Annotated in this window: 13 protein-coding genes, 1 tRNA gene and 2 pseudogenes; 4 read left to right on the forward strand and 12 right to left on the reverse strand. The window is 55.6% G+C overall.

All coding sequences use genetic code 11. The features are described 5' to 3' along the window. Position 1: 1 nt before the first annotated feature. Positions 2-3,700: a methionine synthase gene (metH, locus tag VJ956_RS14700; protein WP_324085794.1), complete on the reverse strand. Its 3,699-nt coding sequence runs from the start codon at positions 3,698-3,700 to the stop codon at positions 2-4. 168 nt (positions 3,701-3,868) lie between these two features. Between metH and nfuA the strand changes: the two genes are divergently transcribed. After that, positions 3,869-4,456, forward strand: a complete 588-nt coding sequence (nfuA, locus tag VJ956_RS14705) for a Fe-S biogenesis protein NfuA (RefSeq protein WP_324085795.1) — start codon at positions 3,869-3,871, stop codon at positions 4,454-4,456. Positions 4,457-4,620: 164 nt separating this feature from the next. Beyond that, positions 4,621-5,820 (forward strand): hypothetical protein, encoded by a 1,200-nt coding sequence (locus VJ956_RS14710; RefSeq protein ID WP_324085796.1) that lies wholly within the window; start codon positions 4,621-4,623, stop codon positions 5,818-5,820. Between the two features lie 28 nt (positions 5,821-5,848). Here VJ956_RS14710 and VJ956_RS14715 read toward each other — a convergent pair whose 3' ends face one another. Genes VJ956_RS14715 through VJ956_RS14735 form a run of 5 tightly spaced genes read right to left on the reverse strand, consistent with a single transcriptional unit; the run spans position 5,849 to position 8,016 of the window. Further along, positions 5,849-6,178, reverse strand: a complete 330-nt coding sequence (locus VJ956_RS14715; RefSeq protein WP_324085797.1) for a TusE/DsrC/DsvC family sulfur relay protein — start codon at positions 6,176-6,178, stop codon at positions 5,849-5,851. Between the two features lie 3 nt (positions 6,179-6,181). After that, the gene (gene tusB, locus VJ956_RS14720) at positions 6,182-6,463 is read right to left on the reverse strand and encodes a sulfurtransferase complex subunit TusB (protein WP_324085798.1); all 282 of its coding nucleotides are present in this window, start codon (positions 6,461-6,463) and stop codon (positions 6,182-6,184) included. Positions 6,464-6,507: 44 nt separating this feature from the next. Beyond that, positions 6,508-6,858 (reverse strand): DsrE family protein, encoded by a 351-nt coding sequence (locus VJ956_RS14725; RefSeq protein ID WP_324085799.1) that lies wholly within the window; start codon positions 6,856-6,858, stop codon positions 6,508-6,510. Between the two features lies 1 nt (position 6,859). Continuing rightward, positions 6,860-7,291, reverse strand: coding sequence for a sulfurtransferase complex subunit TusD (tusD, locus tag VJ956_RS14730; RefSeq protein ID WP_324085800.1), 432 nt, complete (start codon positions 7,289-7,291; stop codon positions 6,860-6,862). 8 nt (positions 7,292-7,299) lie between these two features. Next, positions 7,300-8,016 (reverse strand): Bax inhibitor-1/YccA family protein, encoded by a 717-nt coding sequence (locus VJ956_RS14735; protein ID WP_324085801.1) that lies wholly within the window; start codon positions 8,014-8,016, stop codon positions 7,300-7,302. Between the two features lie 280 nt (positions 8,017-8,296). On the opposite strand from VJ956_RS14735, the gene VJ956_RS14740 reads away from it, so the two are divergent. Next, a tRNA-Ser gene (locus tag VJ956_RS14740) sits at positions 8,297-8,387 on the forward strand. Between the two features lie 256 nt (positions 8,388-8,643). Here VJ956_RS14740 and VJ956_RS14745 read toward each other — a convergent pair. From VJ956_RS14745 to VJ956_RS14760, 4 genes and pseudogenes are all read right to left on the reverse strand, one after another. Next, positions 8,644-9,258, reverse strand: coding sequence for a hemerythrin domain-containing protein (locus VJ956_RS14745; RefSeq protein ID WP_324085802.1), 615 nt, complete (start codon positions 9,256-9,258; stop codon positions 8,644-8,646). Between the two features lie 122 nt (positions 9,259-9,380). Next, positions 9,381-9,500: pseudogene (locus tag VJ956_RS14750) on the reverse strand (transposase); the annotation flags it as partial. 44 nt (positions 9,501-9,544) lie between these two features. Then, entirely contained in the window at positions 9,545-10,654 is a 1,110-nt protein-coding gene (gene hemH, locus VJ956_RS14755; RefSeq protein WP_324085803.1) for a ferrochelatase, read from the reverse strand. A gap of 44 nt (positions 10,655-10,698) precedes the next feature. Then, positions 10,699-11,124, reverse strand: a complete 426-nt coding sequence (locus tag VJ956_RS14760; RefSeq protein WP_324085804.1) for a TIGR01244 family sulfur transferase — start codon at positions 11,122-11,124, stop codon at positions 10,699-10,701. Between the two features lie 251 nt (positions 11,125-11,375). Between VJ956_RS14760 and VJ956_RS14765 the strand changes: the two genes are divergently transcribed. Next, positions 11,376-11,795 carry a phasin family protein gene (locus VJ956_RS14765; protein WP_324085805.1) on the forward strand — a complete coding sequence of 140 codons (420 nt, stop codon included), beginning with the start codon at positions 11,376-11,378 and terminating at the stop codon, positions 11,793-11,795. Here VJ956_RS14765 and VJ956_RS14770 read toward each other — a convergent pair whose 3' ends face one another. Then, positions 11,796-12,428 carry a TetR/AcrR family transcriptional regulator gene (locus VJ956_RS14770; protein ID WP_324085806.1) on the reverse strand — a complete coding sequence of 211 codons (633 nt, stop codon included), beginning with the start codon at positions 12,426-12,428 and terminating at the stop codon, positions 11,796-11,798. It abuts the gene before it with no gap. Positions 12,429-12,449: 21 nt separating this feature from the next. Continuing rightward, positions 12,450-12,766, reverse strand: a pseudogene (locus tag VJ956_RS14775) (exodeoxyribonuclease III); the annotation flags it as partial.

Genomic DNA, 12,766 nt, shown 5'->3' on the forward strand with positions numbered 1-12,766 from the left:
ATTATTCCGCCGGGTCGTAGGCCAGACTGGGTGCCAGCCAGCGCTCGGCATCGGCTTTCGAAATTCCCTTGCGTGCAGCGTAGTCTTCCACCTGGTCCGCGCCAATCTTGCCAACCGCAAAATATTTTGATTCCGGATGGGAAAAATACCAGCCCGAAACAGCGGCTGAAGGATACATGGCAAAATGCTCGGTCAGCTCGATGCCTGCATTTGCGGGGGCATCAAGCAGCCTGAACAGCGTCGCTTTCTCGGTGTGGTCGGGGCAGGCGGGGTAGCCGGGGGCTGGACGGATGCCGCGGTAACGCTCGCGAATGAGGTCATCGTTGCCAAGCTGCTCTTCACCGGCATAACCCCAGAACTCCTTCCGGACCCGCTCGTGCATGCACTCAGCGAAGGCCTCGGCCAGCCGGTCAGCCAGCGCTTTCACCATGATGGCGTTGTAATCATCGTTGCGGTCCTTGAATTCCAGCGAGAACTCTTCGGCGCCAATGCCGGTCGTGACTGCGAAGCCGCCAACGTAATCGGCGGGGCCCTCGTGCTCCGGCGCCACGAAATCCGACAGCGCCGCCATCGACTTGCCCTTCGATTTTTCGTCCTGCTGGCGCAGGTGGTGAAGTATGGTCAACTCTTCGGTACGGGATTCATCGGTGTACAACACGATATCGTCACCCCTGCGGTTGGCAGGCCAGAAGCCGATGACGGCCTTTGCAGAGACCCGCCCGTCGTCAATCATCCGGCGCAGAATCTGCTGGCCGTCCTCGAACAGGCTCCTGGCAGCAGCACCCCGTTTCGGATCATCAAAAATCGCCGGGTACTTGCCGGCAATATCCCAGGAAACGAAGAAGGGTGACCAGTCAATGTACTTCTCCAGCGCCGCCAGGTCGTAGGTTTCGAAGGTCCTGACACCGGTGAACGCCGGCTTCGGCGGCTGGTAGCCTGCAAATGAAATCTCTGGCGCGCGAGCGCGGGCTTCCTTGAGGGAAACCAGCCTGGTCCGTTCACCGCGATTCTTGCGACGTTCACGGACGGCCTCGTACTCGGTTCGGGTGTCTTCAACCAGTTTGGTCTTGCCGGTTTTGCTCAGCAACTGCGACGCCACGTTAACGCAGCGCGAGGCATCCGAGACGTAAAGCGAAATATCGTTGCTGTACTGGGGTTCAATTTTTACCGCCGTGTGGGCCTTGGAAGTAGTGGCACCGCCAATCATCAGTGGAATATTGAAATTCAGCCGCTGCATTTCCTTTGCCACGTGAACCATTTCATCCAGAGACGGAGTAATCAGGCCGCTGAGACCGATGATATCGACATCTTCTTTTATGGCCCGATCGAGGATCTTGTCGCAGGGCACCATGACGCCCATGTCGATCACTTCGTAGTTATTGCACTGCAGCACCACGCCAACGATATTCTTGCCGATGTCATGGACATCGCCTTTTACCGTCGCCATCAGTATCCTGCCTTTTGCCTTCTGACCCTCGGATTTTTCGGCTTCGATGAAGGGAATCAGATGAGCTACCGCCTGCTTCATCACGCGGGCACTTTTCACTACCTGGGGCAGAAACATCTTGCCGTCGCCGAACAGGTCGCCGACCACGTTCATGCCGTCCATCAGCGGCCCTTCGATGACCTCGATCGGGTGCTCGGCACGCAGGCGGCAGGCTTCGGTGTCGTCGACAATATAGCCGGTGATGCCCTTGACCAGCGCATGCTCCAGTCGCTTTTCAACGGGCCATTCGCGCCAGGCAAGGTCCTCTTCCTGGGTTTTGCCACCCTTGCCGCGATAACGCTCGGCGATTTCCAGCAGGCGATCTGTGGCGTCGTCCCGGCGGTTCAGCACCACGTCTTCAACCAGTTCTTTCAGCTCCGGATCAATGTCGTCGTAGATCACCAGTTGGCCGGGGTTTACTATGCCCATGTTCATGCCGGCCTTGATGGCGTGGTAGAGGAACACGGAGTGAATGGCCTCACGCACGGCATCGTTGCCCCGGAACGAAAAAGACACGTTGCTCACACCGCCGGAAATCGAAGCGTGGGGCAGATTGTCACGGATCCAGCGGCTGGCATTGATAAAATCCACCGCGTAGTTGTTGTGCTCCTCAATACCGGTGGCAATGGCGAAAATGTTGGGGTCGAAAATGATGTCGGAAGGGTTGAAACCCTTGCGCACAAGCAGGTTGTAGGAGCGTTTGCAGATCTGGGTTTTACGTTCGAAGGTATCGGCCTGGCCATCTTCGTCGAATGCCATAACCACCACGGCAGCACCATAGCGCAGGCAGTCGTTCGCCCGCTTGAGGAACTCTTCCTCGCCTTCTTTCAGGCTGATGGAGTTCACCACCGCCTTGCCCTGAATACAGCGCAGGCCGGCCTCGATGACTTCCCATTTCGAGGAATCGATCATCAACGGAACCCGGGAAATATCGGGCTCTGAAGCCACCAGTTTCAGGTAGGTCTCCATGACCTCCCGGGAATCCAGCATGCCCTCATCCATGTTGATATCGATGATCTGGGCGCCGTTTTCGACCTGGTCCCGGGCGACGCTGAGAGCTTCCTCGTACTGTTCTTCCTTGATCAGGCGCAGAAAACGCTTGGAGCCGGTGACGTTAGTGCGCTCACCGACGTTGATAAACAGGGTGTTCTGATCGCCGGTAAAGGGCTCGAGACCAGACAGTCGCAGCGCGGGTTCGGGTGATGGAATTGTGCGGGGAGGATACTTGGCCACCGCCCTGGCAATCGCTTCAATATGGTCAGGCCGCGAACCGCAGCAGCCCCCGATAATGTTCAGGAAGCCGTCTCTGGCAAAGCCCTCGATGATTTCGGCCATTTCTTCCGGGGTCTGGTCGTATTCGCCGAATTCATTGGGCAGACCCGCGTTGGGGTGGGCACTGACATAGGTATCCGCTTTCGCCGACAGCTCGTTGACGTATGGGCGCAAAGCATCCGCGCCGAGTGCGCAGTTCAGGCCGACGGAAATTGGTCTGGCGTGGGCGACTGAATTCCAGAACGCCTCAGTCGTCTGGCCGGACAAAGTGCGGCCCGACGCATCGGTGATGGTGCCGGAAATCATGATCGGAAGGTTAACGCCGCAGTCTTCGAAATATTGCTGGGTGCCGTAGATCGCGGCCTTGGCATTGAGGGTATCGAAAATGGTTTCGATCAGGATCAGGTCGCATCCGCCCTCCACCAGCCCTTGAACAGCCTCGTAGTAATTGTCTACCAGAGTCTGGAATTCGACATTGCGGTAGCCAGGCTGGTTGACGTCCGGCGAGATCGAAGCCGTGCGCGACGTTGGCCCGACCGCGCCGGCAACAAAACGCGGCTTGTCAGGATTACGCGCAGTGAATTCATCGGCGACCTCCCGGGCCAGCCTGGCAGCGGCCACATTCAGTTCTGCGGCAATGGATTCAAGGCCATAATCGGCCTGGGACAGGCGGGTGGAATTGAAGGTATTGGTTTCGATAATATCTGCGCCGGCTTCAAGATAGTCGGCATGAATGGTTCGGAGCAGGGCAGGCTGGGTCAGGTTCAGCAGGTCATTGTTACCCTGGACTTCGTGATCGTAGTCGGCAAACCGGTCGCCCCGGAACGCAATCTCGTCCAGCTTGAGGTTCTGGATCATGGTGCCCATACCGCCATCGAGCACGACAATACGGTGTTCGAGAGCCTGATACAGCTGCCCCAGGCGGTTTTCACGATCGGTCATAACGGTTCTTCCGGGTTTCATGTTTGATTGACAGGCGCCGGATCATAGCAAAAATGCATTTTGTCGTCCTGCTGGAAAACCTGAGTGAATTACTTGGTCTTTCATGTTGGCGCGAACTCACTTAAAATAGAATACGTACTTTATAAAACAGACTCTCAGGATGTGATTATGGCTTTGGTGACAGTGACAGATCCCGCACGGGACTATCTCGCGCAGCTTATCGAAAAACAGGACGTCGAAGGTATGGGTGTCCGGATTTTCGTGACCCAGCCGGGCACCAAGAATGCCGAAACCTGCCTGGCGTACTGTCCGCCAAACGAGATCGTGCCAACCGACGAACAGGTGGATCTCGAAAAGTTCACGCTTTATCTCGACCATAATTCCGTGCCTTTCCTGGAAGAAGCCTATGTCGACTACTCCAAGGACCAGATGGGCGGCCAGCTAACCATCAAGGCGCCGAATGCCAAGGTTCCCAAGGTGGATGATGATGCACCCCTGCCGGACCGTATCCAGTATGTGCTGGCCTCGGAAATCAATCCAAACCTGGCTGCGCACGGCGGTGAAGTATCCCTTGTTGAAGTAGCAGATGAGTCTGTGGCTGTTCTTCGCTTCGGTGGTGGCTGCCAGGGTTGCAGTGCGGTCAGTCTCACTCTCAAGCAGGGCGTTGAAACCACGCTTCGGGAACGAGTGCCTGAAATCACTTCTGTCCGCGACGTCACCGACCATACCTACACGGAAAACGCTTACTATCAGTAAGCCGATGGGGTGAGCTCGAGTCAGCAAAAGCCGGCGGGTGCCGGCTTTTTTGTGTCTGTTCGACTGTTGCCCCCCATGCTGATGCCTTTGCGCACGATAGCCGCATACACAGGCTTAAGGGATCCGTATTATTATACCGATCTGTTCTCTGACTGGGGCACCTCTTGGTTGATCTAGCGCTTGTTTCAGTGCCGGTGGTAGCGGCGTTGGTCGGCTGGTTTACAAACTGGCTGGCCATCCAGATGTCGTTCTACCCGGTACAGTTTGTGGGGCTTGGTCCTATTGGCTGGCAGGGCGTGATTCCCCGTAAAGCGGAAAAAATGGCCCACATCTGCATTGATCGCACGCTACGGAGGTTTGGCGACCTTAACGAGATCTATCGCCAACTGGAGCCGGAGAAAATTGTCCTGCAGATCGTCTCGCGGGTCGGTCCGCGCATGGATGAATACATCGACGAAGTCATGTACGAACTTCAACCGGTGCTCTGGGACAACCTGCCGTTATTCGTCCGCAATCGCATTTACCGCTGGGGCCGGGAACAATTGCCCAAGCGGATCGAGTCCCTGGTCGAGGATTTCGGCGATGATCTGAATGACCTGGTAGACCTCAAGGCACTCCTCAGTCACGAGCTCGAATCCCATCCGGATCTGATGAACCGTATTTTCCAGCAGGCGGGGTCGGCCGAGTTGCGTTCCGTGATCACCCGTGGCGCTCTTATTGGTGGCCTTCTGGGCGCTTTTGTCGCGCCCCTGTGGTCACACTATCCGGAACCGTGGTTGTTGCCTGTAGCCGGTCTTGTGGTCGGTTTTCTGACCAACTGGATTGCCATCAATCTGATATTCAGGCCGCTTCGCCCACGGCGTATCCTGTTCTGGAGGGTACAGGGGCTGTTCCTCAGGCGTCAGCCAGAGATCAGTGATGTCTGGGCCCGACTTGTCGCTGAGGAACTGATCACCGTAGAGAAGGTGGCAGATGCCATGATCGACGGCCGTCATGGCGACCGGACCCGCGCCATTATCCAGAAGCACCTCAGGCCGTTGCTGGATCACTCCCTGGTGATGAAGCTGACGGCACAGGTGACGGTTGGCATGACCGGCTATACCGACCTGAAAAAAGCCATTAACCAGAAGGCGGTGCTGGCGACCCATGATGTATTCAGCGACCCCAGGTTCAACCATGAACGGGCGCCGGTGGTTGCAAAAGCACTGGCAGAGCAGATGAAAGCGCTGGGCCCTGAGGAATTTCAGGATATCCTGCGGCCTGCTTTTCGTGAAGAAGAGCTACAACTGATGCTGGTAGGCGGTGTCCTTGGGCTGCTTGCGGGTGCTCTGCAGTTTCTGGTTCTCAACGGGCTTGCAGGTTAGCGAAACCGGGCAGAGAACGCTGGCAGCTTCAGAGGCAGTTAGTGGGCCGGGGCAGCCCGGCAATGCGACAGGCGGTTTTTGCCGGTGTGCCGGGAAACAGCTGCATCAGGTAAATACTGTTGCCTTTTTCCTCGCCAAACCGCTCTTTCACTGCCTTGACGAAGAGGCGGTTGGATGGCGGAGAAACTTCATAATCCTGATAAAAAAGCCTCAGGAACCTTATGATTTCCCAATGATTACTGGATAAGTTAATGTCGCTTTCAGCGGCGATGGCCTCGGCAATTCTCGGCGTCCACTCGTCTTGATTCTCCAGAAATCCTTCGTCGTTGCGCTCGGGCATTGCAAAATTGTCAGTCATGATTCACCAGCTTATGACGTTTGCTGCTGATGCGGCCAGTTCCACCATGTCACCAAATGAGACAAGCTGATTGTCACCAATCTGCCCGGCCAGTCCCCGTGCTTCCAGGTCAGGTTCCAGCACAAAGCATCGCCCGCCATCTACCTGTAGAGGCTTTACCACCGCCAGAACCCCGTTCTCGGTCAACAGCAGTCCGTCCTCAGGTCCGATAGCGTTCAGACAGACGGCGTGACGAGGGTGTTCCGGTGGCTTGTTGAGGATATGCAGGGTTTTCAGTGGGGTCATGGTGTCAGTGGCTCAGTAGGTTAACGAAGTAGCCAGACGGGACACTAGCCAGCAAACGCAATGTGATCAAAGCGACCGAGCAGGTCCGGATCAAAGTCGGTGACGGCGACATGATCAGGCAGGTCTGTTTCGGCGAGACCATACTGATCACAGGCGATTCTATCTGCAAGCAGGGCGTCCACGCCAAAAATCGGTGCCGCAGCGAGGTTCCGCTCTACCGATTTTTGCTCAACGCTGGCCGCGTCCTGCCCCGCACGCAGCCAGTTCACCCCGGCGCCGCAGAAAACCAGCGACACAGGCTGATCAAACGCAGCAAGGGAGAAGGCCATATCCAGCGCTTCCCGGCCTTCCCAGGAGCCATAGGGCGACTGGTCTATGATGATCAGCGTGCTCATGTCAGTTGCCCCTGTGGAAATACAGAACCCGGGAGTCGGCGGCAACGCTGTCGACCCATTCGCCCAGGCCTGCTATTTCAAAGGGCGCGCGCAGGTTGTACGCGGGTAGCTGGTAACGCTGCATTTCCGGTTCGTTGACAAGACCTCGCCTGAGGGCGGATGCAATACAGGCAACCCCGGGAATGCGGTGTTCGGCCAGAAAGCCTGCCCAGGCTTCCGAAAGGTTCACTTCATCGGATGGGGGCGTAGTGAGGCGGGAGGCAAGATGGACGCCGTCACCATAAAGGAACACCCGGTCAATTCGTTTATTGGCGGCCAGCGTTGCTCTGGCAAAGTCTAATGCTGTTTGCGGTGCCTGGGAGGAATAGGGCGCGCCGGTAATCACCAACGTAAAAACCCCGGCATCTGCCGGGGTTTCTGTCTGCTCGGTCAAGCTGGTATTCATTCGCTGGAGAAGGCGCCGATAAGGTGCAGCAGACTCAGGAACAGGTTATAGATGTTCAGGAACAGGCCGACTGTCGCCATGATGTAGTTGGTCTCGCCACCGTTCACAATCCGGCTGGTGTCATACAGGATGAAACCGGACATCAGGAACACAATGGCCGCACTGATTGCCAGCTGGAAGGTAGTGACATTAACACCGAACATGCCGGCAACCAGGGCACCTACAGCGGCTATGATTACAACCACAAGGCCTGCAACCAGCATGCCGCGCATGAAGCTGAAGTCTTTCTTGGTGGTCAGTACATAGCCCGACAGGGCAAAGAATACGATTGCAGTGCCACCCAGGGCCTGCATGACAACCTGACCGCCGTTAGACAGTGCCAGGTAATAGGTCAGAGTCGGGCCCAGCGAAAGGCCCAGAAGACCTGTAAACGCAAACACAACCCCGATGCCGGCGGAACTGTTGGCAGTTCTTGGAAGAACAAACCAGACCAGAGCGATCGCAGCCAGCATACAGATCAGACCTGCTCCCTGACCCAGGCCAATCGCCATTGACACCCCTGCCATCACTGCACTGAACAGCAGCGTCATGGCAAGCAGCGAGTAGGTATTGCGCAGAACTTTTGATGCCTCGGGGCTGATCGCGGCGGTGCCAGAGCCACGATTGATGGTTATGCCCTGAGTTTTCTGGACGTTATATCCTCTGTTTTCCATTCTGATTCATCTCCGGTTTTTAACAGCCATTTTAAAACAGCTAATATGGCGCAAGGGGCCAAGGCCCGCCGCATCCTGGACTCCTTTCCATAGTAATGGCGAAATCCTAACTTTCAATCATTTCAGACCACAAAGGTTCCGAAAGATTCCCCTGAATACGATGAAGTTCGGTTTATGAGTCAGTCTGCGGTAAAGGATACCACTGATCATTGCAGGGCGTTGACAGAGCAGGCTATTCCGGTATCATACGGCGCTGTCGCGATGACGGCTGAAGAGAAAAGGTGGGCTGGCAGAGTGGCTTAATGCAGCGGTCTTGAAAACCGCCGACGGTTAGTAGCCGTCCCGGGGTTCGAATCCCTGGCCCACCGCCATTTCTGAACTGTTTCAGTTCCGTCCGACGCCCTTTCCTTTCCTGGCTTGTCTGCAATTTTCCTTACACAAAATTCTGTTTATATTCTGGTATAGAAAGAATCTGCAAATGGGGTGCATTTTACCTCCTTTACCCGGCCTGCTTCTTGTGGAATGGGCACCTGATATTGCTGGTCTTACCTGGTCGAAGATAGGTTCCTTAACCAAGTGTGTTTAAGCCATATCGATGCTTTAACGTCCGGACTCCAAGGGGTTGCATTAATCCTTTGTTTCTAATTGATTTTTAATGCTTTCCAAAATGGCATCCTTGTCCGAGTACAAGGCTTGGCTGGCCATCGGCAGGAAGATTTCTTCCTCCTTTTCGTGATGCTTTATCAAAATCCGATACAGCAGAGAAAAATCTTCGGCAAGACTATCCAGTGACTTCTTATTGAGGCGGTCAGCTATACGATTCATCAAATTGAATATTTGCACGTGGTCGGCCGTAAGTGAATCGGTGGGTCCGCTAGATACGCCCGGATGCGTTTCGTAAGCAGGGAACAGTACTTCCTCTTCTATTCGAACGTGCTCTCTGTAACTGGACCTTAAATCAGGAAACAGCCCCTCTACCACAGACCATTCCTCTGCATCGCAAGCGGTACGGCACTTATATACCGCCGATTCGAATTTCTTATGATCGTGATTTAACCAGTTCATGATAGTCCTTTCTCCTATGTTCTCGCCCAGGCCAGCATCTTTATCATCTACGAAGCTTATGTTCGTCCAGATGCTTTCGAGTGCAGGTGCGCTTGGCAATGAACCAGGAGAAGTTGTTGCGATCTTTATGCTCATCCCGCTTGTGTGAATCCCAGGATAACCGGAATCACCAGACATTCGTTGCTCGTCACCATGGAGAAGGTATACAGCGGACACAGTATCGTGAACGTTGGGGCTGTCGTATCGATGCTGTCGACCAGCCCGAGCGTGTCATCGACGCCAATGCGCATTCTCATGCCGAAGTGCCGCATGGACTCTATCTCGTGCAGGGCATTTTCCATGACCGGGTCGCTGAGGTCGTAGAACAACTGCATGCAGTGCACACGCAGCATCATGGGCAACGGATATGGCGGCCGGCCAGTATGATCTTATTCCTGATTTATAATCCGTTCCTGAAGTTTCATTACAGATCCCGCCCCGGGTATACCGCGTTTTTCTGCGCTTCTGCCCGCTCAACCCGTGCGGCGAGTTCGTCCGGGTCGTTGGACGGTATCTCCCAACCCTGAAGATTATCTTCAATCAATCGGGTCAGGGCATCGATATGGCCCTGGGTCGCATTGAGCGCCGGGATATAGCTGAAACCCTCACCCCCGCCTTCCATGAAGTATTCCCGGTTCTCTTCGTCAATTTCTTCAATGGTTTCCAGGCAGTCCGATGAAAAGCCCGGACAGAAGACGTCGATCGACTTCACGCCTTTACCGGCCAGAGCCTTCAGGGTTTCGTCGGTGTAGGGCTGAAGCCATTCTTCCCGCCCGAAACGGGACTGGAAGGTGGTCATGAATTCATCTTTTTCAAGCCCCAGCTTTTCCGCAAGCAGCCGGGAAGTCTTGTGGCATTCGCAGTGGTAGGGGTCGCCCTTCATCAGGTATTTCAGAGGAACGCCGTGGTAGGACAGCACCAGCTTCTGGTTGCGGCCGTGCTGCTTCCAGTGTGCTTTGATATGGTCCGCCATGGCTTGAATGTAGGGCGGATAATCCGGGTAGTGGGAGATAAAACGCAGGTCCGGGAGCCAACGACGACGGGTGAAATCTTGAGCGATGGCGTCGAAGGTCGATGCGGAGGTCGACGCGGAGTATTGCGGGTAGAGCGGAAGCACTAACAGTTTTCGTACGCCCTGGGCCTGCAATTCGCTGAGAACACGACCGACACCCGGGTTGCCGTAACGCATGGCAAAAGCGACCAGAACGTTGTTGCCATACCGGGCCTGAAGCTCGCTACGAATGCCCTCGGCCTGCTTTGCAGTGTGGGTAAGCAACGGCGACCCCCCGGGCTGCCAGACCCCGGCGTAAGCCCTGGCGGACCGCTTCGGTCGGATGCGCAGAATAATCCCGTGCAGAATCAGCCACCACAGGGGCCTGGGCACCTCTACAACTCTCGGGTCCCACAGAAACTCGGCAAGATAGCGGCGCAATGCTGAGGGTGTCGGAGCGTCAGGCGTGCCCAGATTGGTGACCAGTACGCCGATTTTTTCCGGATGATCGTGGCTGAAGTCTGCGGTACCCGTGAACTGCATGGTTGTGGATCCTGATAAGAGTGAAAGTCCGGGGGTGCGTTGGCTTATTTGCCGGCCTGCTGGGCCATCCTCGGCGCAAGAACGCTAAGGTCGTAGCCCGCGTGTCTCGCCTTGTCGACAATCTTAGGGACGGCATCGCGGCGGGCGGAACTCAGGGCCCAGAGAACGGTACAGCGGGTTCCGCTCCGGCAGAAAGCAAGTACGGGGGCATCTGCCTCGCGGATCATTTCGTCGAAACGGTCGACATCGGAGTCGAGGATATTGGCGGAATCCACCGGCTGATAGACCCACTTCAGGCCGTGTTCTCTGGCGGCCGCTTCGATGGCTGCCATGGATGGCTGTCCTGGTTCCTCGTTGTCCGGGCGGTTAGCCACCAGGGTCCTGAAGCCCTTTCGTGCCAGCTCGGCAACGTCTGCCGGGGTAATCTGCGGTGCCACGGAAATACGTTCGTCAATGGGTCTGATGTCCATAGGTGCTCCACAAGTCTTGAAGGTTGAAGCCATGATGCCACAGGAGCATTTGGCTGATCACATTTTTCCATATTCACGCGGTGCTTATACCAGATCTGTCCGCCTACTCAGGCACGGATCAGTCCACGCATCGCAACTGCTTTTGCGCGGTGACCGTTCCGGTGTAGCAAGATTGTGGTTATTGCACTGAAATCAAAGCCCGGGTGTAATACAATGACAGCTAACGAGCCAATGCTTTCTGAGGGTTTTGCATGTCTGAAGATAACGATCACAAGCCGGAGACCGACGAGCAGCTAGCCGGAAAAATCAAAGGCTCTGCGCGACAGATCTGGCTGGCAGGCCTGGGAGCCTACACCAAGGCCGAGGACGACGCCGGCCGTTTTTTTGAGCGTCTGGTCCAGGAAGGTGAACAACTGGAAACCAAAACCCGCGGAGTTGTCGAAAAACAGATCAAGTCGGTAGAGGATCGCGTTGGCGATGTCCGTCAGCGAGCGACCGGCACCTGGGACCGGCTGGAAACCATGTTTGATGAAAGGGTGTCCGGGGCTCTGCGCAGGCTGGGCATTCATCGCCGCGAGGACATTGAAGCGATGGAGCGACGCATTCAGGCCCTTGAAGCAGAGCTACAGAGTATTAAAGATAAAGAGGAAGAGCGTTCCGAAGAAGAATAATCAGTTCAGGTAGTCCTGGCTCATCAGGGCTATCTCATCCCGCTCGTCATCCCCAAAGTAGGGCAGCATCAGGTACATCATCTGATACACCCCCCGACCCGGATCGACTGAATCTCGATCATTCAGGTGAGAAAGGCTGTCAAAACTGCTCCAGTAACAGGCTGTCAGGGTTAGCTGCTGGCACAGGGCATTCAGCTCGACATCACTGATGTTCATCATCTTCTGGCGTCTGAAACTCGTACAAAGCGTGTGAAAACCATCGCTCTTTTTCTTCAGGATCCGGCGAAAGCGGGTCTGAAGCTGGTCATACCTTGACAGCACATTGACCAGATCCTGATACAGAAAACGATAGCGGGCGACAGTTTCAAACATCAGGTGCAGGAAGAAACTGTGCTGGTCCAGGGAGATGTCCGCATCTTCCGGCACGGCAAGCAGGTCAAGCATTTCATGCTCGTAGCTGTCGAACAGCTTGCCGACTATGTCGCCTTTGCTCTTGAAGTGGTAGTAGAGATTGCCCGGGCTGATATCGAGTTCATCGGAAATCAGCAGGGTCGTAACATTGGGCTCGCCAACACTGTTGAACAGCGAAAGGCTGGTGTTGAGGATACGATCTCGGGTTTTGACTTTCTTCATGTCGACCGCCGGGCCTGACAATTAAAGATCAAAGCTGGCCCAGACCGGACAATGGTCCGACGGCCGCTCCATGGCACGTATATCATAGCTGACTCCGGCGGATCTGGCGCGTCGGGATAGCTGATCGGAGGCCATTATCAGGTCGATCCGCAGTCCCCGCCTTGGATCGCGCTCGAAACCCTTGCTGCGATAGTCAAACCAGCTGAAGGTCCTGGCTTCGTCCGGGTGAAGGTGTCGGAAGACGTCGGTCAGTCCGCGGCTCTGAACATGGGCCAGCCACTCCCGCTCTTCCGGCAGAAAACTGCACTTGCCTTCCCGGAGCCATCGTTTCATGTTGT

The sequence above is a fragment of the Marinobacter sp. genome (assembly GCF_035268745.1).
Lineage (GTDB): Bacteria > Pseudomonadota > Gammaproteobacteria > Pseudomonadales > Oleiphilaceae > Marinobacter.

Bases quoted from the DNA above. Each gene is read 5' to 3' on its own strand.
- metH (WP_324085794.1), bottom strand. From the start codon at position 3,700: ATGACCGATCGTGAAAACCGCCTGGGGCAGCTGTATCAGGCTCTCGAA.
- hemH (WP_324085803.1), bottom strand. From the start codon at position 10,654: ATGCAGTTCACGGGTACCGCAGACTTCAGCCACGATCATCCGGAAAAA.
- VJ956_RS14715 (WP_324085797.1), bottom strand. From the start codon at position 6,178: ATGACTGACAATTTTGCAATGCCCGAGCGCAACGACGAAGGATTTCTG.
- VJ956_RS14745 (WP_324085802.1), bottom strand. From the start codon at position 9,258: ATGTCTGGTGATTCCGGTTATCCTGGGATTCACACAAGCGGGATGAGC.
- nfuA (WP_324085795.1), top strand. From the start codon at position 3,869: ATGGCTTTGGTGACAGTGACAGATCCCGCACGGGACTATCTCGCGCAG.
- VJ956_RS14725 (WP_324085799.1), bottom strand. From the start codon at position 6,858: ATGAGCACGCTGATCATCATAGACCAGTCGCCCTATGGCTCCTGGGAA.
- tusB (WP_324085798.1), bottom strand. From the start codon at position 6,463: ATGACCCCACTGAAAACCCTGCATATCCTCAACAAGCCACCGGAACAC.
- VJ956_RS14770 (WP_324085806.1), bottom strand. From the start codon at position 12,428: ATGAAGAAAGTCAAAACCCGAGATCGTATCCTCAACACCAGCCTTTCG.
- VJ956_RS14765 (WP_324085805.1), top strand. From the start codon at position 11,376: ATGTCTGAAGATAACGATCACAAGCCGGAGACCGACGAGCAGCTAGCC.
- VJ956_RS14760 (WP_324085804.1), bottom strand. From the start codon at position 11,124: ATGGACATCAGACCCATTGACGAACGTATTTCCGTGGCACCGCAGATT.
- VJ956_RS14735 (WP_324085801.1), bottom strand. From the start codon at position 8,016: ATGGAAAACAGAGGATATAACGTCCAGAAAACTCAGGGCATAACCATC.